The sequence below is a fragment of the Pseudoalteromonas nigrifaciens genome, assembly GCF_002221505.1.
Classification (GTDB): Bacteria; Pseudomonadota; Gammaproteobacteria; order Enterobacterales; family Alteromonadaceae; genus Pseudoalteromonas; species Pseudoalteromonas nigrifaciens.
The window spans coordinates 2,563,422-2,585,486 of the sequence record NZ_CP011036.1 but is presented as its reverse complement, the minus strand read 5'-3'; the positions used below and the strand labels follow the sequence as shown (position 1 = coordinate 2,585,486).

The following is a 22,065-nucleotide window of genomic DNA, read 5'->3' as shown; positions in this document are numbered from 1 at the left end:
AGATTACCAAGAGGAAACTTCCCCATACTGCTATGGGGAAGTAATTAAAAGTTGGGTAATAGGTATTTAATTAACAAATATTTTAATTAAATACCTTAACTACTAGGCTTCCTCACTTAGTCCCTGTCTTTCCCACACTTTAGATTTAAAGGTCATTAGTACTAAAATAACACCAACACCAATACTAAATAATGCTATTTGTAGGTATAAGTTAGGTATTTCATCAACATTATTTGGATCGAAGTTACCAGCAAGTAATCCTGCAATGATATTACCGATAGAATAAGTTAATACAAATACGCCCATCATTTGGCCTGTGTAGCGACGAGGCGATAACTTACTTACAGCACTTAATGCCACAGGGCTCAAACAAAGCTCACCCACAGTGTGTAAAAAGTAGGTAGTAACAAGCCAGTAAGGTGCTACTTTTAGGCCTTCAGCCGCATAATGCGCTGCCATAAACATAACTAAGAAACCTGTTGCCATTATAATTAAACCAACAGCACATTTTGCACTATAAGATGGTGAAACAAGACGCTTTGACATATTAATCCAAAGCGCTGCAAAAAATGGTGATAGCGCAATAATAAACAGCGAGTTTAATGACTGAAACCAAGTTGTAGGGATTTCAAAAGTACCAATAAGACGGTCAGTATAATCACGTGCAAATAAGTTTAATGATGAACCTGCTTGCTCAAAGCCAGACCAAAAACAGGCAGAAGCTATACATACTAAAAACAGTGCCCACATTCTTTGTTTCTCAGCATCGGTTAACTTACCTTTAAAGTAGATAAGACCAAAATAAACAAAGAAAATAATAGTGAATGCAATCGCAGTATAACCTGCAACTACCGTTGGATTAATAATTATAGCGCCAGTCATAGCGGCGGTAGTGATAGCAGCCGCTATAATGATAAATATAGCAATACTGCCCCATGCGCGAGCAGTACCTTTAGGACCTAAAGGATTAGCTGGTAGAGCACTATGCTCAGGTAAGTTTTTAAGTGAGCGCTTGTATTGCACTAAGCCAATAGCCATACCAACAGCTGCAGCACCAAACGCCCAGTGCCAACCTAGATTTTCCATAAAGTAACCACAAACGTAATAACCAATTAATGAACCTAAGTTAATACCCATGTAGTAAATAGCATACCCGCCATCACGACGTTCATCAGCATCACTGTATAGTTGTCCAACCATAGCGCTGATATTTGGTTTTAGTAAGCCGGTACCCGTTGCTACAAAAATTAAACCAATAAAAAATGAGTAATCATGTGGAATAGCCAAAATAATGTGGCCACACATAATAATAATACCGCCATACCAAACCGCTTTTTGACCGCCGAATAATCTATCAGCTAGCCAACCACCAGGTAAGCCTAAAAAGTATACTGCGCCTGTGTACAAACCGTAAATAGCAGCAGCTGAAGCAACGGTGAAGGCTAAGCCTTCTTGTTGTAAACTTGCTGTCATGAATAATACGAGCATAGCTCGCATACCGTAATAACTCATTCGTTCCCACATTTCGGTGAAAAACAAGGTTGAAAGTCCTTTAGGGTGGCCAAACCAACCACTATCTGGAGCTGAACTCATATTTACTTCCTAACTTTAAGTATTGTTGTAATGGCCTTATATATTTTTGCTTTAGCTATTTAGCGCCATGTATTACACGCTAAATGCTCGACCATCAGTATTGTTTAATGCAGCTAAGGTAATGGTTTGCCGTTAAGGTAGTAAAGCTGTAGGTAAGAGTCACACCCTTATCCTAGCTACAATTGCGCATTAGTATACATAGACCTTAGTGCGAGGGGAAGTGTTAAGCTTTATGGTTTAAACACAATAAACCTTGTTAAAAGTCAGCATAAGGTATTATAGGTTTGCCTGGGAATGCTAATGTGCCGTAAACAGGATTGAAATAGTAACGTACATAAAGTTGTCCAAAGTTAGGCTCATAAAAGTCAGAGCGGTCAATTGCTAAGTAGCCTCCAAAAAACCAATGCGGGGTTACTCGGTACTCAAAACTGCCTTCTAAGTTATACGAAACACCGGCGCTAGTATCACCGTTAAAAGCAGGAACGACGCCTGTTTCAAGCTGGCTTACGAATGCTTGGGCTTGTAAGTCGGGATCGTTTGGGAAAAAGTCAATCGCGTTCGATTTAGTTTGTGAGTAAGAAATACCTGTTTTAATTCGATAAACAAAATCATCTCCCCAACGTGCGTCATAACTTAATGGTAATGAAATACCTATATAGTTTTGCGGGCTGTAATATCCGCCATGACCATAGGTTTCTTCGCTTAAATTAAACTTATAAGACCAATGCAATAAACTGACACCTGCGGTAAATTCACGCTCTTGGTTACTAATAACGCGATAGTAACTGCCACCCATTAGCCGATAACGTTGATTGTCTTTTACGTTTTGACCTTTATATAATTGAAAGTCGGCACTTGACCAAAACCCCCAATTACCACCCAAGTCGTGCGATAAATTGGCGGTTAGGCCAGTTGAGCGCACGCCACCCCAAACTTTACCTGAGTTTATATCGGTTAAACCAGCATAGGAGAGTACCGAGCTGGTAACAGGGCGTTTTTCAAGTTCTAGGCTGTATCCAAAGTCGCCAAAATCGTCTGCGTAGTTTATGCCCCACACTATGTCTTCAATTAAAAAACCAAGTGGGGTAGTACCAATATCAACACGCCAGTTTTCATTTTGCCAACCTATACCAATATCAACGCCACTTTCCTCAGGGCTTACTTCATCTAATGAACAGGTAAAAATACACAATGCACCTTGTCCATAGCGGCTACCTGCAAATTGCTCATCAAATCGTGTTGTTTGTGCGCTTATAGTTGTAGGGTCGACTTTAATAAATCCATGGCCTTGCCAAAGCGAAAAATAAGCTTCCATAGGCATTAAGCCAGCTCCCAGCGTTGCTTCGCTTTGGGTACTTGTTTGGCCACTAAAATTAACCCCAATGGCAATATAAGCTTGGTTTTTATTTTGTTGATTTATTAACTCACGTTTTGCGCCATTAATATACCAAGGGTCAGTGTCGTTAATACGCGCTAGGCTACTGTATAGCTGTTCATCATTGAGAGCTTGGTTAGGCGACAGTGTTTGCTGATACCAGGTATTTGCTTGCTCGACATTGTTAAACTTATCGGCAACTTGAGCTCCTAGGTACCGAAGTTCTTGATCGTTTGGCGATTTATCAACTAATTGCTTCGCAAGATACAGCGCATCACCCGCGTAATTAAACTCATTAAGGGATGCCATTATTTGTCGTTGTAAGTACCCCTTTTGAGATGAACTTTGATTTATAGCCTGTTGCGTAACCTGCTTTGCCTGATAGTCATCGCCAAGCTCTCTATAAGCGGTGGCAATAGCCATTAAAGCTTGGGGCTCAAGAGTTTGTTTATTTTGTATTTTTTGCTGATATAAAATAATTGCCGCTTCACGTTGCTCAAGTGCTAAGTTAGCATTTATAAGAGCGGTAGTTATCGCCGACGTATTTTTATATTTTTGGTCAAGCTGGTTTAGCTTAGCGATTAAATCGCTACCGCTGTAATATTGATTTATATAATTATTATGTAATTGCACATATTGAGTGATTTCGTTTTCAGTTGCGCTCTCTGGCAATGTGTAACTTGTAAACCAGTTATGCGTTTTCTCTTCAATGCCTTGCTCTAAAAGCCATTCACCATAAAGCATATGCCAATATGGGGCGAGAGTTGGCGCGCTTGTTAAAGCTTTATTAAGTGAGTTAAGTGCGTATTGTTGCTCTGCAATTTTATACCAACTACTTGCTAGTTTTGCTTGCATTAAAGGTGTTAAATCTTGCGCTTCTAAACTACTTAAATGGTAAACCGCGACTGCTTTATTGTTAGTATTTAAGAGTTGCTCGCTTTGATTAAGCGACTCATTAATATGTAACTGTTGTTCGAGCACTAAAATATCGGCATCTCTATCTTTAACCGGAATATACTTTAACGTCGCTTGTGCACCTTTATAGTCATCTATAGAGCGCAGAAAAAGTGCATGGCTATAACGCAGTGAAGAGTTAAGTGGAAATTGCCATAACACATTGTTAAATAAAGATCGGGCTTGCTGAGTTAAACCTTGTTGCTGATAAATTAAAGCAAGATCATAGTATAACCAGGGTTGTTGAGGAGTTAACTCAATGGCATATTCTAAGGTTTTTCTAGCGGTGTTTAATTCGCCAGCATCATAAAATCGAGTCGCTTTTTCTCTTAGTTGCTTGCTAACAGCGGCCGCGTAAGCTGACTTTACTTGCTGTTTTTGCAAAGAACTAAGGTTATTATAAAAAGCATTTAACGCTTTTTCACTTTGCTCAAGTTCGGCTATTTTAAGTAAGCTTAATAATGCACTTGAGTTAAGCGGTTCATTTTTTAAAACACTTTGATAAAAAGTAGCAGCTTGAGAGTACTGCCCTTGAGCAAATAAAAGCTCGCCCTTATAAAATAAAATGGTGTTAGGGTTTTCTTGTAATGCAGCTGCTAAATTTAGTTTGAGTGCTGCCGTTCTAAACTCTGCGTTATTTATGGCTTCTTTAGTCTGGCGAATATACAGCCAAAAATTGGCAGTTTTGGCTAAGCCTTTGAGTATTTCACGCTCATTAAACTCTGAGGTGTATTTTAATGCGCGAGTAAAGTAGTTATCTGCTTTTTGATGCTCACCTGAGCGTAAGTAGAGCACACCTAAACTATGCATAACTTGAGAATCAGCTGGGCGGCCTTTTAACGCTCGTAATAAAAGAGGTTCAGCGGCATTTAACTTATTGTTTTCAAGTAGTTCATTACCTTTTTGCCAAAGTTGATAAGCAGGATCACCTAGCAAGGCTTGACGAGCGCTAAACTTCTTTTTGAAATCTTGATATTGTAATTCCCCTTTACTGCTAAAGGGATACACAAGAAAGTAACGCTGATACTGTTGCTCAGTACTACTCTCAATAGGCATAAATGCCAATGTTCTTAGCCAAGCATCCTCAATTTGGTTGCTAAAACGTCCAGTTACGCCATATTTACTAAAAACATCAGTCGCATGTTTATCGAGCGCAGAGCGTTTAAACAGGTGCGTCGCATAAGCTATTTCGATTAGGGCTACATCAGGGTATTGCTCTATTAAGCGCAAATAGCCTTTATTAACCTGCTGCCATTGGGCACTGTCTTGCGCATACCAGTTTAAATGTTCAAGCTCATAACTAAGCTCGGGGTAGGCTGTATCAAAAAGGGTGTTATAAATTTGCCGAGCTTGAACATATTGTCCAGCTCTTGCTAGTAATTTTGCTTGTTGTACTAATGGTTTGTCGGTTGTTTCAATACGGGCAATAACTCGAAGTTGCTCAATACATGGGTGTTGTTTTGCTGCGCCATTATCAAGCTGGTTTAGTAATAAGGTTGCTTCATTAGTTGCGCCGGTAGCAAAGTAATTACGTGCTAAAGCACATTGGGTTTCAATGCGCAGTGGGGCTATAGCAACGAGCTTACGTAAGCTATCTTCAACGAGCTTTTTATTTTCTTGCCCTTTGCCAATATTTATCTGCTTTAATAGCCATGCGACAGACTGAGTGTCTATATCGTCGACTGTTTTAGCACTTAACGTTGAGCACGCTACTAAGGCATAAACTAAGCTAAACCTTAACGACATTCATCGCTCCAGTTAGGTTGCAGCGTCCCGTCTGCTAAAATTGCAAAGCGTTTATCTAAGGTACTGCTACCAAATAAATTTAATACACTATCGTAATAACGCGATTTGCTAAATGATTTATCAACCATTAACTTTTGTTGAATCGACATTGTTACAGCGTCATTGTCATTATTTGCTGTTGCTAGTAAAGGCAGTAATGCGGCATTAAAGCCAACAGGTCCTCTTTTATCTGAGTTCCCCGTTTGTGCATAGGTATTTAAAGGCACATAACCACGCTTATTTATCGTTTTAATGAAAGGAGCAAACTGTGCGACTAATTGCTTTTTGTAAGGTGCATCCTCTGCCATCATACTTGCCCACAAATAGACTCTAATTGCATTATAGCTTCCCAAGTCGGTTACTTTTTTATCAAAGTAAAAGCCCTTGTTAGTATCAAACATAATCCAATCAGGGCTAACACCTTGCTTACTTGTTTCAAGAATTAGGTTGGCAGAACTGTCATGCAGCTCTTGCCATGGTGAATGAGGATAAAGTTTGCTAAATTGCTGATAAATAAACAGCGGCGAATAGCTTGGATTTAATTTATAGCGCTTGTTATCAAACTCAAAGCCGCTAGGTGCGGGTAATAAAGATAAACCAAGTCCTTTAATATACGCTGTTTCTTCGCGCATTATACGCTGTGCGAGCACGGCTGCTAAAATACGGTAACGGCGGTCATCCCAAAGTATAGCTGCTTGCGATAAGCTATAAGCAATCCATAAATCAGAGTCAGATGCTGGGTTTGAGTCAAGAATATTACCTACGTTGTTTTTATTAACTCCCCATAGCCATGCAGGTAGGCGAGTACTTAAATCGCCTTCGGCTAAATGCTCTTCAGTCCAGTTTAATACTTTATCAAAAGCGGTTTTATCATTGGCAATTAGCGCAAAAAATAGCGCATAGGATTGCCCTTCAGAAGTGGTAATATTTTGCTCGCTGCCTAAGTCGATTATTCGGCCATCATCACTCATAAAGTGTGTTTTAAACGTTTGCCATTGCTGCCAAGGCGCACATTGTTGTGCGTGGCTCAAAGGAGTAAATAAAATCAGCATTATAAATGCTTTAGTTATAAACAATTTCATTATTTATCTCCTTCAGCTAAACGTTTGTAGGTAAGGGCCTGTAGTAAGCGCCAAATTATAAATGAAATAAGTAACAGGGTTAAAATAGATAAAAAAGCTAGCCAAAATGGATGATCAGATAAATGAAACCAAATTAAAGTATACACAGGTACATACCCCACAAAATACGTATCATCTGCCTTAACAGAGCTTACGCCTTGGCTAGTAATAACGGCAGCGCTGCCTTTAATTTGCGATAACCATTGCGACTCGTTAAATGCAGTATCTAGTAGTGTGTACGCTTTATTAGTACTGGCGGTTAACGACACGATTGAGCGCTCAGAGTCAAATGGCGATTGAAACCCTGCAATAACGGCTAAGTCTCCGCTACTAACTAAGCTTACCTGTACATCTTCTGTTGTATCAGCATCATAGGCGCCATTATAAAAAGCTTGCTTTATAATTCTGTGGTTATTTTTTAAAAGCTTACTGGTGGGCGCGTTCTCATCAATGTCACTCACCGCTGTATTTGCGGCGGTAATAATCATAATATCTTTGTCATCATAATTACTATTATCGTCACTGACTGATTGTATTTCTAAACGGTGTCCAGGGTAGCCTGTGATAGCACCAAAGCGACCGGTTAAATTGAGTAGTAAAGTGATTGCTTCAGGTGTTGGATTATCATCTAAAATAACCAAGGTTTGATGTAAGTCGGCATATTTAGTAAATGGGAAACCGCTATTAGCAAATACATTTAAATCGGGTAGGGCAATGTAATGATGAAACCCACTAACATCAATATTTGAATTACCATCTATTACGCCATACTCCCCTCCTGCAGGTACAACAGAGCATTCTCCCTTTTTAAGTACACCAAAGCGAAAGTCAAAGTTAAGCTCATTTCTAATTGCTAAGTTAATCCCATTTAAGGAAAAATCTTCTGCGTTTTTTGTGGTATCTGTATTACCAATTAAAGGCATAATTGTTTTGGTTTTACTTAGTAATGAATCATTTTTACTGAGTAAAAAACCACTAATAAACTCTTGATTAATTAGCATGTTTAGGCGTGAGTCAAGCATGCTGCTCTCAGGCGTATTTCTATATTGCAGCGTAATTGGGATGCCTTTTTCGCGCCAAGTAAATAAATCGGGTGCAAGGCGTACGTTTAATTTTACCGGGCCATTATTTAAGCCCTGAGCTTGTAATTGTTTTGGGTAGTCAATTAACTCATCAAAATGTACGGGGCGATCGCCTCTTAACCAGCGAGGAGCATCATATGCTTCTCTTAGCGGGAGCTGATTAATAGCCTCTATACTAGCGGTGCGACCAGTCATCAGTTTATGACCAAATGCTAAACCCGTTACTGCAGTTTTTAAATCAGCAGTGTCTTTGCCCACTATAAGTAACATTTTTTTATAGCGATGGAGTGGGTTAGAAATAATTTCAATTGTTGGTTTATCAACATCAGGGTAGTCACGTAAAAAATCAGGCTTAGAGTCGTTAGTGATAAACACCACGCTATGTTCATTAGGTGCTTTATTTTTTAATAACGGAAATTGTGCTCCGCGCCAATCGGCTTGTGCACCAAACCAGCTAGATAAAGTGGCGGCAGCTTCAATGGCTTCTTTGTTTGGCGTTGTAGCAAATATAAATGGCAGGTTTAATTTACTAAAATCTTTACTATCAAAAAAGGGTTCAGGTAAATACTCTAAACGACTATCAATAGCCAGCTCAGTCTGATCAAGAGTAATATTGCTTGATTTACTTATTTCAACCCAAATAGAGCGATTATGGTAATCATGACAGGTCAAGTCGTAATAGCCCACTAACTCAAAACGAATTTGATTAAAGTCTTGTATGTATTTTGAATTGAGTTGAATGTTATGCGTAATTAAGTTTTCAACGGTACTAAGCTGTTTATTAACAGGTAATACTGTGACTAAGTTTTCATTAAAATATACTTTTAAGTGTGAAACATTAGCAAGCAATGATGGCGAATTAGTATAAGAAAAGTTAAGCATTAAGTTTTTGCTTAGTTTATCTATACTGTTGGTAAAATCGACGCGAGAATTATTGTTTACTCCATCTAGTTTATAGTTAGTAAAACCTAAAGCATTAAAATCAAGTTTTAAGCCCGATACGGCTGCACTTTCGGGGTAACCATTTGCAAAAAGTGATTTATTTGGCATAGGTTCGATAGCAATAACGTGCCACGCCGTACTAGTAAACAGAAGTAGGGTGAGTGTATTAAGCAACTTTTTAATCATAATTATTCTGCACTATCGGTTTTTTGGGAATGAATGAATTTACGTAAATAACTAAATTAGTCATAAACTTAATAATAGGTTGAAGTTGTCTTGGTGCGTGAAACAATATATTAGTAAACCCTCGTAAACTTGTTTTTTTAACTTCTTTAAAGCTATAAGATGGGCGATCATGTTTAAAATTGTTTTGCCAATCTAACCAAGCATCAGCTCTTGAAAAAGTACACTGAATAAACGCCAGTTGCTTTTCTATACTGAGATCTTTGAGTGTAAGACCAAATTGCTTCTCCCGAGTATTAGTTACATAGGTAGTAAACGAAAACTGCTTATTACCTCTGCTCATTAATAGCTCTATTTTATCGTTAACCCTGCATAAATGCGCATGCTCGGTTTCAATACCTACTCCGTTATCAGAGTAGTCGGTAATTTTAACTTTTAAAGTATGTCCATTCGCTAAACGAATACCCGCCGGAAAGTTTGCTTTTACGCGGTGTGAGTTTCTTACTTGACGAGCTTCAGCTGCTACCGCGACGGCAGCACCTAAAATAATAATATTATAGGTGGCCCATGCCATACTAATAATTAGCACTCCAATTTGATTTGGCTCACCAAAAAAGGCTCTTAAAGTACCCACAATAATGCCTAATAAGTTAATCGCGAGTAATACCATATAGGGTTTAGAAATCCCCCAATCATAATGCTCTTTATTATTAAGTCCCCCTTTTTCAGTTACATTAAACTTACCTTTATTTGGGTTAAATAAAGCAACTGTGGTGGGTTTTAATATATACCAAGCCAGTACTGTTTCGTAAACTTCACCCCAAAATGAGTACCTGTATTTACCTTGAATACGTGAGTTAGTCGCTTTTACTTGAATGAGTGTGGGTACAACATAAATAAATATGGCTAAAAATGGTGCATAGATAATATAAGCGTTGAAATAGATGAGTGCTAAAGGAGCGGTTAAAAATACAATGCGAGGAACCCCAGATAAAAAGTGTAGCATGGCATTTATATAGCACAGTCGTTGTGGCAGGTTTAACCCTTTGCCTAATAGCGGGTTATCAAGACGAAATATTTGCGCCATACCACGCGCCCAACGAATTCGTTGGCCAATATGAGCCGATAAACTGTCGGTGGCTAATCCCGCGGCTTGTGGAATATTAATATAAGCTGTTTTATAACCTGCGCGCTGCATTCTTAGTGCGGTGTGCGCGTCTTCAGTTACGGTTTCAAACGCAAAGCCGCCTATATCATCAAGTGCTTGGCGTTTTAATACCGCACACGAGCCACAAAAGAAGGTCGCGTCCCACATATCATTTCCATCTTGAATTAGGCCATAAAACAGCATGTTTTCGTTAGGGACTTGACTGTGGTTATTTAAATTTCTTTCAAAGGGATCGGCTGAAAAAAAGTGATGCGGGGTTTGCACTAAGCATACCTTACTATCTTTTAAAAACTGCCCCATGGTCATTTGTAAAAATGATCGAGCAGGAACGTGGTCGCAATCAAAAATAGCAATGTATTCGCCATCTGTATAGCGCATCGCACTATTCATATTACCCGCTTTGGCATGATTATTATCAGGGCGAGTTAAATAGCCTACGCCAACTTGTTCAGCAAATTGAGCAAACTCAGGGCGTTTGCCATCATCTAATATGTATACATTAAGCTTATCTGCGGGCCAATCAATGCTCATCGCCGCGAGTGTAGTGGGTTTCACTACGCTCAGAGGTTCATTATAGGTTGGAATATAAACGTCTACGGTTGGCCACAGGTCGGTATTTTTAGGCATGGCAATAGGTTTACGCTCAAGCGGGTTAATAGTTTGGAAAAAACCAAGAATTAGTACTAGCCAAGCATAGGTTTCAGCAAGCAATAAGCCCAAACCTAGGAATAAAGCGAGAGGATCATCCCAATTTAGTGTTTCAGTGTACCGCCACCATAAATAGCGCGAGGAGGTAGTGACCGATAGGGTGATCATGATAATAGTCGCCATTTGCCCTTTTACTCGTCTTAGTGAATAGGCTACCAATAAAATAAAACTAATAAATACAGCTTGAGCCTCTAAGCTAAACGGAATAGTGATAAAAATAGCCATTAAAAATAATATAAATGTAATAGCAATATATTTTATAAGCTTATTTTGCCAGATACTCGCATATGCCATTGTTTTAAATGCGCTTTTTTTTGTTTTTTTAGTGCTTTTAGATAATAAACTTTTTAGTAACTTTCCTAGCTTTAAGTCAATCCAGCGTAGTTGTCTAAATGTATAGTTTACTGATGAGTAAAAATAATGAGTAATAGGCTCTTTTACAGCGCTATTTTTAGGCTCATATTTAAAAAACAATAAAAATAAACTTTGTAATACAAAGCGCAGGCTATTTGAGTAAATAAAGCTGCGATAAGGTAATTTTAAGTGTGGGTAATATGTACGCAAAAAGTTATGAGTAGTTAATTTATGAGGGTTAAACTTTATAAATAACGAGCTAATAAGCGTTATAAAAGGAAATGAAAACGCTTCTACTACATTCATTTTGTGTTGATTAAAATAACAATGAAATTTAAACATCACGAAGCGAGCTAGCTTTTCTGTAAATAAAAGGCGCAAAAGTAAATATAAAGTACGATCTAATGGGCGTCTATTTAAGGTACTCATAACTATAACGCTGCCTTGCTGACCAACCAGCCAGCAAGTGTTTCAAAGTCGTCATTCGCCACACTATAGGGGGCGCAATTAAATGCAACATTGCGATAAGCTGTCGCCTCTTTAACAACTTCATCATGATTAATAAAAAATGGCGCTATTCGCGGCAGTGTTGTTTGCCACAGTGCAAATAAATCAAACTCAAGTAATGAAGCTGAATTGTATTTATTGACTAAAAAATAATGTTTCCAGTCAATGTTAGACTCCTTAAGTGTTACTAAGCGTTTGTGAATTAAGCTGTGGCAAGTTGCATCACAGTTTACTAACTCAACAAAAATATCGTCGTGATTTAAACTGTAATGCGTAATATCTATATGTGAAGGGCAGTCGTATAGCATCCATGTATCAGGAGCAAGGTCTAATTGCTGGCAGCTATTTACTGTATCTATAACATCATTTGTTGTGGCTGAATTATCGCCAAAGGGCAGAAATATAATGCTATTACTATCTTGTTGAAACATTGACAGCGCATCATTAAATGTTTCAGCGTTACTCCAACCAAGAGTTTGTGTCCAAGGTAAACCAAAATGTAAGCTTAAATCACTTTTTGCGTCTAAGTCGATAGCAATAACATCAACATCTGATTTTTTAAGTGCGCATGCGAGGTTGGCTACAATAGATGTGCCTCCTGTACCGCCTTTTATCCCTTTTATAAAAACTCTTTGCACTTTATTAAGCTACCTATTTATTTTGTGGCATTAACTGCACTGTCTATTTCCTTTAATAAAGGATACTTATTTATTGTTTTTATATTTTGTTGTTGATTAACTATTTCGACATAATCGTCACTTTGGCCGCCAAAGCGATGCGATAAGTTTTTAATGTCATTAGATGTTAACGTTTTTGACTCTTTAAAAGCTAAACTTCTCATTGATAGTTATACTGCTTTGTTAATAGACTTTATTTTTTAAAGTGGACTTTATTTAGCTATTATATATAGAATAGCGCTTAAAACTAGTGAAAAAGTATTTTAAAATAAGGGTTTTTAATTGCATCAGCTTAATATATCGGGATTAGAGCCTTTTGCCAAAGAGCTACAAACGGCCTCAAACTATGCTGTTTTAGCGCCTCAAGACAATATAGTTATCGAGTTTTCGTTACAAATAGTTAACGAAAGTTGCGCAGGCAATATATTTATTGCATCTGCGCAGATTGAATCTTTTTTTGAGCTTCCTTCCTCAACTAATTTAATTACAGCTTATGAAAATAAGCAGGTGCATTCATTTTCATTTAGCGCACAAAATAAAGATTTTGGTATTAAAGAGTTAGTAAAAAAAATGCTCAGTGAACTAAGTATTTACTCAGAAATAACCGAATCCTTAGTGTTTATTCATTTAAGTACGATGCAATTAGAGTCTATAAAAGAGCCAGAAGTTGAACAGCTGATGGAGTACTTTACGAAGTTTACTAAGCGCACTAATGCAACTTTGTTACTATTAGTTTCTGGGCCTGAAGTTGTTAAGTATCGCTTTTTAATCAGGCGTTTAAATAAATTATTCGATGGCAGTGTTTTTATTGATAATGATGCTGCAATACGTACCATCGACTATGATTACTGGCGCCATAGCACAGGTATATTAGCTAACGAGCAATATCAGTTGGTTTTTAAACACAATAAATTAATAGCAAAGCAAGCTATAGGTAACGAAGTAGAAAAGCCCGGTAGTAAGAACTTTTTTGATGAAGATGATGTGTGGCTTGTACAAAATGCAGTTCCTGAGGGGACTAAGTTGCCAGCACATTATCGCATTGTGGATGATAATAAAGACCTATATAAAAAAGGCCCTAGAATAGAAGCTGCTACGCTTGTTTTTTCGGTAACCCGATATACTGATCTAAAACAACTAGCAACACATTGTTTTGAATTAAGAAAACACTGTGGTCGTTGGCTAAAGTTAGTAATTCAAAATGTTGATGGTATTATTCGTCATCAAGATGAGTGTTTATTTTTAACTCTTGGAGTAAACCTTATTTTATATAGTTTTTCTGAGCCGTCACGATTATTATCGCAAATTCAGTCAATTCAAGGTTTTCAATTCTCCAGACCCTTACCGCCTTCTGTTGAGCATGTACTGCAGTACACAGAAAATACTTTTTCGAAGGGGTATTTACCTTTTATAGAATTTACTCGCCAGGTTGAAATACACAGCAACTCCGCGGTTAATTTAGGAGTGAGTGGTGTGTTAGTCAAATTAGAGCTATTACCAAGAATAGACCCTATACATCCGCTGCATTTATTTCACATAAAGCGCGAAGGGGATGTGTTAAGTGTGGCTGAAAATACAATTTATTTATATTTACACGCGTGTAGAGAAAACGATGTAGATAATGCGATTAAACATTTATTTAAGTTAGAAATCAGTGACTTTTTTGTACAGCAAAATTTGATGTCGGAGCATTTTTATATTCAACAAGAATGTAAGCAACTTAGGCGTTTTTATAAAGATAAAAGCGTTATCGATTATTCTGAGCAGCTAACAGAAAACAACAGTTATGAGTTTGCCCCGAGTTTTATTAATAATTCAGCTATTGATATAGACAGCCCCGAACTTGTTATTACAGAGCGCGCAGATGCAACGCCTATTGTAATGAAGCTAAGGATGTAAATTATGAGCATGAATCAATTTATTATTACGACCTTATTGGCAATGTTGCTCGGTGGTATATTGTGCCTAGCGGGTTCGTTTATATTATCTAAATTAAAAACATACTATCTACAGCTCACTTTTAAACACCAAGTTTTAGAGCCGTACATGTTTAAAAAAAATGAAAAGGACAAACCGTGAAGTTATCGGGTTTAGGTATTTGGAATCTCTATTTTTTAGTAAAGTTTGTACTTTTTTATTATGGTGCCATAAAATTTGATTTTTTAAGTAATGCTGCTTTAGCTGCCTTATTTGCACTTACCTTTAGTAATTCACAAGTAGATAAGCTAAAGCACTTTATTGGCGCGGTGTTTGCGATTGTATTGCTTTATAAAGATTCATGGTTACCTCCAATTGATAGATTAACCAAACAAGCGGGAAATATTCAAGATTTTAGTTTAGGTTATTTTGTTGAGTTGTTTGGCCGCATAGTTAATTACGATATGCTGTTGGGCTTATTTATTATTGTTATTTGTTTTTGGTATACCTCGCAGTGGATCCGCTTTACTACAGTAACAATAGCTGGATTAATTTTTATAGGTTACCAGGGGGCGTTAAAGCCAAATGATATGGCAGTGTCGGTGCAAAATGCGCCTAATCAAGAGCAAGAGTTTAGTAATACTGCTGTAGTTACCCAAAAGCTAGATTCAGCAGATCAGCAATTAAATGATTTTTATAAGCAGCAGAGCCAATTAGTTAGCTACTTTCCAGATGAGTATAACGGCACGCAATTTGACGTTGTTGTTTTAAATATATGCTCCCTAGCTATTGCAGACTTAAACGCTATAGGCGTTAGTTTAGATGATGTTTATAGTGATTTTGATATTGTGTTTTCTGATTTTAATTCAGCTACATCCTACAGTGGTCCTGCCGCTATTAGGTTACTGCGAGCAAGTTGTGGGCAAACAAGCCAACCAGCACTGTTTGATGATGCGCCAGAGCAATGTCACTTATTTAATAACCTAGAAAAGCTAGGATACGACAGTCATTTAGTTATGAATCATGATGGCCATTTTGACGGCTTTAAAGATTTAGTGAAAAAACAAGGTAAGCTAAATAGCCCACTATTTGACACCACATCATTACCTGTTGTGCAGTATAGCTTTGACAGTAAACCTATTTATTCAGACGAGGCGGTGCTAAATAGTTGGCTTGAAGAGCAAGGCGATAGCTGCGCACCATGCGCTATGTATTACAATACGATTAGCTTGCACGATGGCAATCAATTGGCTAATAGCAGGCGCATGAATAGTGATGAAAGTTATCCTGTTAGACAACAAAATTTATTTTCAGATATTAATCAGTTTATTAAAAACTTAGAAAAACGCGGCCGCAACGTGATGCTAATGTTAGTGCCAGAGCATGGCGCTGCACTGCAAGGCGACAAAGTACAATTTGCAGGGCTGCGCGAAATACCAAGCCCTTCAATAGTAACAGTGCCAGCGGCAATTAAGTTTATAGGTCCTGACTTGCCTCGTATGTCGCAAATAACAGTGACAAATACAAGCAGCTACTTTGCTCTATCTGAGCTGATAACTAAGGTGATGAAGAGTAATTACTTTGCAGGGAAAAGTAATAATATGGCAGAATTAGTGAGCCAGTTACCCACTTCGCAAAAAGTAGCAGAAAACGCCGGAACAATAATGATGTATGTTAATAAACGTCCATATATTCAATTAGATGGCGGTGAGTGGACTTTATATCCCCGAGGGTGAGTTATTTTTTATATTTAGCTCAAGCAAAAAAAATGCATATATGTCCAAATTTGTTTACATTAAACTATCCAGCTGATCAGAGTTAGCGTATTATTCAGCGCAAATAGTTTCCCCTTATTTGAGGCTGTATGCGTTTAGATATTCATTGTGCGGATCGAGTTGGTATTGCTCAAGAAATCCTTAATATTTTAGTTAACTATAATGTTGATTTAAAAGGGATTGAAGTCGACTCAGTTAATTGTCGTATGTATGTTAGCTTTCCTGAAATAGAATTTGAGCAGTTTCAAAAAATCATGCCATCAATTCGCTTAATTGATGGTGTGCATGATGTACGCACCACGGCATTTTTACCCTCAGAGCGTGAACATAACGAATTAAATACACTACTAAGAGCACTACCCGATGGCGTTATTTCAATAGATGCCAAAGGTTGGGTGCGTTTATGTAATGACGCAGCGTGCAAAGATTTACAACTAACAGAAAAAGAAGTTATTGGTGCCAATATTAATAACTTACTTAAAGGTTTTAATTTTACTCGCTGGCTTGAGGGTAAAGAAGTACTTGGCCAAACTACGCGCGTAGAAGTGGCAGGTGAAGATTTTATTGCGGATATTTTACCCATTGCTGTTCCGCAAAGTAACGAAGGCGATGTGTTAGCCGGGGCGGTAATAAATATTAAATCGCAAAGTCGCTTAGGCCAACAAGTAAGTGCTTTTAGACGCTATGGACAAGAGAGCTTTGCTACTATTCATAACTTTAGCACTGCAATGCGCCGAGTAGTGCGTGAAGCACGTAAAATGGCGCAGTTAGAAGCGCCTATTTTAATTACTGGCGAAACCGGTACTGGTAAAGAGTTGCTCGCACGTGCATGTCATTACGCTTCTAATCGCTCTGTTAAGCCTTTTATTGCTTTGTCGTGTGCTTCGCTACCCGATGATGTGGCCGAATCTGAATTATTTGGTTATGCCGGTTACGAAGAAAACGCCGCGCCAAAACGTGGCGTACTTGAACAAGCCGATGGCGGTACTGTATTTTTGGATGAAGTGGGCGAAATGTCTACTCAATTACAAACCAAGTTACTGCGCTTTTTACAAGATGGCACATTTAGAAAAGTAGGCGATGAAAACGAAGTAAAAGTTAATGTACGTATTGTTGCTGCCACTCAAAAAGACTTACCTGCTATGGTACAAGAGGGGGTTTTTAGGGAAGACTTATATTACCGTATTAACGTTTTAACGCTAGAAATAGCACCACTGAGAGATCGCAAAGCCGATGTGGGGCCGCTTGCTGAGCACTTTATTCAAAAGTACGCACAGCAAAATGGTCATGACGTGCCGTTGTTATCACAAGAGTGTTTAAGCTTTTTACAAGATTATCCGTGGCCGGGTAATGTGCGCCAATTAGAAAACGCAATTTACCGTGCTGTGTCTTTGTTAGATGACAGTGAATTACGCGTTGAGCATTTACAGCTCCCTACATTTACCCATGATTTAGGGTATTTAGAATCAGATTTTGAAGGCTCACTTGATCAAGCAGTTAAACGCTTTGAAGCTACGTTATTACGTAAGCTATATCCTGCTTATCCTAGCTCACGCCAACTAGCAAAGCGCCTTGGTTTAAGCCACACCGCGGTGGCAAACAAGTTACGTGATTATGGTATTAATCGTAAAACAGTAAAAGTTTAGTAACGCAAAGTAATAACTATAAGCTTAAACGTGCGCGGGTAGCTTATAGTTATTTACTTTAATAAAGTAAACTTTGGCTAAACGCGTGTGATACACTTAATTTAACTTTAACTGGTAAGACCTCTGCCGTGAACTTATACATTCGACTTATTTTATTGTTTTTTAAAATTAAACGTAACCATGACTATCAACATTTACTTGATACGGTAGATATTGATTACAAAGCCCTACCTACAGATTGCGATATAAACTTACATTTAACTAATTCACGTTACTTGGCTATGATGGATTTATCGCGCACTTGGATGACAGAGCGGGTGGGTTTATTAAAGCACATATTAAAACGTCGTTGGTTTCCAATTGTAAACGCGACTGCTATTACTTATATTCGCGATATAAAACCTATGCAGCGTTATACAATTAGCACCCGTTTAGTGGGCTGGGATCATAAGTACTTTTATATAGAGCAAAAATTTCACTCTCAGCGTGGCTTACACGCAATTGCTTATGTGCGCGGCGTATTTAAAAGTAAAAAGGGCATAATTAGCATTGAAGAAATGCTGGAAGTAGCTGACTTTAAAGGTGTAGCCCCTATTTTACCAAGTGAAGTAATGCACTGGAAAGAAATGTTAGAGCAGAAAAAAGTAACTAATTTACCACGATAATAATAGTTAACCTGAGCTCTGGTTAGTTATGAGTAATAATCAATAGTTGAAAAAAAAAGGCCTTACGGCCTTTTTAACACACATGCTTATTACTATTAAAAGCTGTATTTAACCCCAAACATCGCCACAATTGGGTCAATTTTAACAGTTGACGTTAATGCTTGAGCGCCATCGGCATAGACAGTTGCATCAGTTTCAATATCCATAATTGAAACCATAGCGTGTAGGCCCCATTTTTCATCTATTTTATAGTTAGCACCCACTTGCGCTACAAAGCCAAACGAATCATCAAGTTTAACTTCTACATCATCTGTTCCAAGTACTGTTTTTAGTGCTTGAGAAGGTTGCTCATCAAAGAAAGTTGTATAGTTAACACCTACACCAACAAAAGGGCGAAACGCGTAGCTTGAATCTAAAAAGTGATATTGCGCTACTAACGAAGGAGGTAAATGCTTAATGTTAGCTATTTTATTGCCCGCTAAACCACCCGCGCCATTTATATCATGTGAAAACGGTGTAGCTGCAATTAACTCTAACACCCATTGCTCATTAAAAGCATAATCAACAGTAATACCTAACTGAGTATCTGAACCCGGATTAAGTCCTAGAGCAGAATTTTCGTTAATTGGTGAGCTAGTACTATCAGGGTTTACGTTTATAGCACCCACGTTTACGCTAAAGTTAGCGTGTGCAGCAGGAGAGAGTGCTAATAAAGAGGTGAGTAATGCAATGCTTAATTTAGTTTTCATGTTGTTCTCCAAGAACTACTTTGTGATTGCCGCTATTATTATTCATTAACACAAGCAATAACTTGTTTTAGATCAAGGTTTCAGAAATGTTTGAAGTTAGCAAAATCATTTATTGATTTAGATTAAGTTTCTCCACAGTACATAACAAAAGCTATTGACTTATTTAGGTAATATTCAGAATAAAATCAGCCAAGTTTGTTAAACTTATCTTTATGTCTCCTTTTCAATATTAAGCAGGTTAAATGAACGCTACCCAGCAGCTGTTTCTTCATGGTTCAATTTCTAAAGCGCTGCTTAAGTTAGGTATTCCTATAATTTTAATCAATGTTTTACAGTCGGCGTATCAACTCACTGACGCTTTTTGGGTGGGGCGTTTAGGGGCTGCGCAAGTTGCTGCTGTGTCTATTAGTATGCCTGTTACTTTTTTAGTCATTGCCATAGGTGCAGGTTTGGCGATGGCGGGGGCTATTTTATCGGCGCAATATATGGGAGCAGGGCAGCAAGACAAAGTAAATCATGTTGCCGCGCAAACTATGTTAATGGTGACGCTAACAGCCATAGTGCTGGGGGGCATAGGTTATATGCTATCGCCTTATTTTTTAACCCTTTTAGGCGTAGAAGACGCTGTTTATGGCGATGCACTTAAGTTTATGCATGTATCGTTTATTGGGGTTATTTTTGTATTTATTTATGCCATGTTCCAATCGTTAATGCGTGGTATTGGCCAAACAAAAGTACCGCTAATTATTGTGAGCGTGACCGTGTTGCTTAATTTTGTACTCGATCCGTTATTTATTTTTGGCTATGGCAGTTTTCAAGGCTTAGGGGTAATGGGAGCTGCACTGGCAACTTTAGTAACGCAGAGCTTAGCTGCACTTGCTGGGGTAATTATATTTTTACGCGGCCGTCATGGTATTCAATTACAGCTAAAAAGTTTTTACCCCGATTGGCAATATATAAAACAAGCCTTCTTTTTAGGCGCTCCGGGTTCAATTGAATTGTCGGCTCGTGCTTTTGGTTTAATTATCATGTCTTTTTTAGTGGCAAGTTTTGGCACGCAAACGATTGCATCTTACGGTGTTGGCTCCAATGTTTTACAAATGGTGATGATCCCAGCAATGGGTTTGTCGATGGCTGTGTCTACATTAGTGGGGCAAAATATGGGCGCAGGAAACCCCAAACGCGCTGCGCAAATAACTCAGCTTGCTAGTTTATGGGGCTTACTAGGCCTGTCGTTTGTGGGAGGGGTAGCCTATTATTTTGCCGAGCATTTAGTTGCATTTTTTATTCCCGATGATGGGGCTGTAATCGCTAAAGGCGCAAAATTTATTCGCATAATGTGTTTAACTTGGGGGGGAATTGGTGTACAACTTTGTGTCGTGGCTGCTTTTAGGGCATCAGGCAATATGCTTAATGCTATGTTAGTTGCCCTGTTATCACAGGGGGTTGTACAGTTTCCTGCGGCGTATATTTTATCTAAACATACGCAATTAGGAGATCACGGTATTTGGTATTCATTTGCCATTACCAACGTAGTTATTGCGCTTATTACCTATGCGTGGTTTGCTCAAGGTTCGTGGCAAAAAACTATTTTAACCAAAGAAGACAAAGACATAGCTAAAATTAGCCAAGAAGCTTTCATCGAAGAAGGCAGTCACTAAACATTGCGGTGGGGTTTGCTGCCGTATAATTAATTTTATAAGGAATAACTATGTCTGTTTTGGTTGCTATAGGGGATCGTGATAATTCTAAGCTGGTGTCGCAGTTACAAGCACGCTTACCTAATATACACATTGAGCAATATTCACAGTGTGAAGATTTCAGTAAAGTTGAGTTTGTATTAGCCTGGTATGCACCAAAAGAACTATGGGCACAATTACCTAATTTAAAAGTGGTGTCGTCGTTTGGTGCTGGGGTTGATAGCATTGATTTAGACTTGCTGCCAGAGCATGTTGAAGTAGTGCGTATTGTTGACTCCCAATTAGAAGTAGATATGGCCGAGTATGTACTTACTCACGTATTGGCGCAAAAACTACAATTAAAAGAATATTATCAAAAACAAGCCGCAACGCAATGGAAACCAAATAGGGTATTAAGTCACAACAAAGTGGCTATTTTAGGCTTTGGTCAATTAGGCAGAGCTTGTGCGCAAAGACTCGTTGATAATGGCTTTAGCGTGAGCGCGTGGGCACAAAGCCATAAAGACGTGAATAACGTGACCATGTATTATGGAGAACATGGGCTAAACGAAATGCTGCCTAATACAGATTATTTAGTGTGCTTATTACCGCTGACCGAAAACACGGCCGGAATTATTAACAAAGATTTATTGGCTAAATTACCCGCCCATGCAGTATTAGTAAATGCGGCACGCGGCCAGCACGTAATAGAAGCTGATTTATTACAGGCACTTAATAGTGACAGTTTACGCGCCGCCACGCTTGATGCATTCGATCAAGAGCCATTGCCAAGTGAGCATCCATATTGGCTGCATCCTAAAATAACCATAACACCACATTGCGCTGCATTATCAGATGTTAACTGCGTTATTGAACAAATTGAAGTGAGTATTCAATGCTTAACTAATGGCACACCACTTAAAAACCGGGTTGATAGAACCAAAGGCTATTAGCCACAAAGAAAATGATTTGATAAACATCTTGTTAACAGGTGTAATTTTTATTATTGTATGAAACTTATTCTTACTAATAAAAATAATATCGAGAATACTATGAAGTCTAATCAGGGCGGCGTTAAATTAAGTTTAGTGGTTATATCTATTATAATTTTAGGAGTATCGGCATGGTTTAACCAAGCCCATGCTAGCGAGCTTGCGCTAATACTCTATTAAAACAAAACCTATG

General features: G+C 38.2%; 14 protein-coding genes. 6 read left to right on the top strand and 8 right to left on the bottom strand.

Annotated features, from left to right (window positions below; all coding sequences use genetic code 11):
* Positions 1-102 precede the first annotated feature (102 nt).
* The 7 genes from PNIG_RS12285 to bcsR all read right to left on the bottom strand — a co-directional run bounded on the left by PNIG_RS12285 (position 103) and on the right by bcsR (position 12,613).
* The gene (locus tag PNIG_RS12285; RefSeq protein WP_011328823.1) at positions 103-1,593 is read right to left on the bottom strand and encodes a peptide MFS transporter; all 1,491 of its coding nucleotides are present in this window, start codon (positions 1,591-1,593) and stop codon (positions 103-105) included.
* A gap of 256 nt (positions 1,594-1,849) precedes the next feature.
* Complete coding sequence (locus tag PNIG_RS12280; protein ID WP_089368603.1) at positions 1,850-5,668, bottom strand: cellulose biosynthesis protein BcsC; 3,819 nt, start codon at positions 5,666-5,668, stop codon at positions 1,850-1,852.
* Positions 5,659-6,789: a cellulose synthase complex periplasmic endoglucanase BcsZ gene (gene bcsZ / locus PNIG_RS12275; protein WP_089368602.1), complete on the bottom strand. Its 1,131-nt coding sequence runs from the start codon at positions 6,787-6,789 to the stop codon at positions 5,659-5,661. The genes PNIG_RS12280 and bcsZ overlap by 10 nt, the downstream gene beginning before the upstream one ends.
* Complete coding sequence (gene bcsB / locus PNIG_RS12270; RefSeq protein WP_089368601.1) at positions 6,789-9,038, bottom strand: cellulose biosynthesis cyclic di-GMP-binding regulatory protein BcsB; 2,250 nt, start codon at positions 9,036-9,038, stop codon at positions 6,789-6,791. Before bcsB ends, bcsZ begins: the two co-directional genes overlap by 1 nt.
* Positions 9,031-11,694, bottom strand: coding sequence for a UDP-forming cellulose synthase catalytic subunit (gene bcsA, locus PNIG_RS12265; RefSeq protein ID WP_089368600.1), 2,664 nt, complete (start codon positions 11,692-11,694; stop codon positions 9,031-9,033). The genes bcsB and bcsA overlap by 8 nt, the downstream gene beginning before the upstream one ends.
* Before the next feature lie 2 nt (positions 11,695-11,696).
* Entirely contained in the window at positions 11,697-12,410 is a 714-nt protein-coding gene (gene bcsQ / locus PNIG_RS12260; protein WP_089368599.1) for a cellulose biosynthesis protein BcsQ, read from the bottom strand.
* A 17-nt stretch (positions 12,411-12,427) separates the two neighbouring features.
* Positions 12,428-12,613 carry a BcsR/BcsP family cellulose biosynthesis protein gene (gene bcsR, locus PNIG_RS12255; protein WP_011328817.1) on the bottom strand — a complete coding sequence of 62 codons (186 nt, stop codon included), beginning with the start codon at positions 12,611-12,613 and terminating at the stop codon, positions 12,428-12,430.
* Between the two features lie 118 nt (positions 12,614-12,731).
* Between bcsR and bcsE the strand changes: the two genes are divergently transcribed.
* The 4 genes from bcsE (at position 12,732) to PNIG_RS12235 (ending at position 18,452) form a co-directional block, all read left to right on the top strand.
* Positions 12,732-14,348: a cellulose biosynthesis protein BcsE gene (bcsE, locus tag PNIG_RS12250; protein WP_089368598.1), complete on the top strand. Its 1,617-nt coding sequence runs from the start codon at positions 12,732-12,734 to the stop codon at positions 14,346-14,348.
* A 176-nt stretch (positions 14,349-14,524) separates the two neighbouring features.
* The gene (gene bcsG, locus PNIG_RS12245; RefSeq protein ID WP_089368597.1) at positions 14,525-16,102 is read left to right on the top strand and encodes a cellulose biosynthesis protein BcsG; all 1,578 of its coding nucleotides are present in this window, start codon (positions 14,525-14,527) and stop codon (positions 16,100-16,102) included.
* Between the two features lie 128 nt (positions 16,103-16,230).
* Positions 16,231-17,787 carry a transcriptional regulator TyrR gene (tyrR, locus tag PNIG_RS12240; protein WP_011328814.1) on the top strand — a complete coding sequence of 519 codons (1,557 nt, stop codon included), beginning with the start codon at positions 16,231-16,233 and terminating at the stop codon, positions 17,785-17,787.
* Between the two features lie 128 nt (positions 17,788-17,915).
* Positions 17,916-18,452 (top strand): thioesterase family protein, encoded by a 537-nt coding sequence (locus tag PNIG_RS12235; protein ID WP_011328813.1) that lies wholly within the window; start codon positions 17,916-17,918, stop codon positions 18,450-18,452.
* 95 nt (positions 18,453-18,547) lie between these two features.
* On the opposite strand, the gene PNIG_RS12230 is transcribed toward PNIG_RS12235, so the two are convergent.
* Positions 18,548-19,201, bottom strand: coding sequence for an OmpW/AlkL family protein (locus PNIG_RS12230; protein ID WP_011328812.1), 654 nt, complete (start codon positions 19,199-19,201; stop codon positions 18,548-18,550).
* Positions 19,202-19,443: 242 nt separating this feature from the next.
* Between PNIG_RS12230 and PNIG_RS12225 the strand changes: the two genes are divergently transcribed.
* Both PNIG_RS12225 and PNIG_RS12220 read left to right on the top strand, forming a co-directional pair.
* Positions 19,444-20,862 (top strand): MATE family efflux transporter, encoded by a 1,419-nt coding sequence (locus PNIG_RS12225; RefSeq protein WP_011328811.1) that lies wholly within the window; start codon positions 19,444-19,446, stop codon positions 20,860-20,862.
* Positions 20,863-20,912: 50 nt separating this feature from the next.
* Positions 20,913-21,833, top strand: coding sequence for a 2-hydroxyacid dehydrogenase (locus tag PNIG_RS12220; RefSeq protein ID WP_011328810.1), 921 nt, complete (start codon positions 20,913-20,915; stop codon positions 21,831-21,833).
* Positions 21,834-22,065 lie beyond the last annotated feature (232 nt).

Excerpts from the sequence above, each read along its gene's own strand:
- PNIG_RS12285 (WP_011328823.1), bottom strand. The coding sequence starts at position 1,593 with ATGAGTTCAGCTCCAGATAGTGGTTGGTTTGGCCACCCTAAAGGACTT.
- PNIG_RS12280 (WP_089368603.1), bottom strand. The coding sequence starts at position 5,668 with ATGTCGTTAAGGTTTAGCTTAGTTTATGCCTTAGTAGCGTGCTCAACG.
- bcsZ (WP_089368602.1), bottom strand. The coding sequence starts at position 6,789 with ATGAAATTGTTTATAACTAAAGCATTTATAATGCTGATTTTATTTACT.
- bcsB (WP_089368601.1), bottom strand. The coding sequence starts at position 9,038 with ATGATTAAAAAGTTGCTTAATACACTCACCCTACTTCTGTTTACTAGT.
- bcsA (WP_089368600.1), bottom strand. The coding sequence starts at position 11,694 with ATGAGTACCTTAAATAGACGCCCATTAGATCGTACTTTATATTTACTT.
- bcsR (WP_011328817.1), bottom strand. The coding sequence starts at position 12,613 with ATGAGAAGTTTAGCTTTTAAAGAGTCAAAAACGTTAACATCTAATGAC.
- tyrR (WP_011328814.1), top strand. The coding sequence starts at position 16,231 with ATGCGTTTAGATATTCATTGTGCGGATCGAGTTGGTATTGCTCAAGAA.
- PNIG_RS12230 (WP_011328812.1), bottom strand. The coding sequence starts at position 19,201 with ATGAAAACTAAATTAAGCATTGCATTACTCACCTCTTTATTAGCACTC.
- PNIG_RS12225 (WP_011328811.1), top strand. The coding sequence starts at position 19,444 with ATGAACGCTACCCAGCAGCTGTTTCTTCATGGTTCAATTTCTAAAGCG.
- PNIG_RS12220 (WP_011328810.1), top strand. The coding sequence starts at position 20,913 with ATGTCTGTTTTGGTTGCTATAGGGGATCGTGATAATTCTAAGCTGGTG.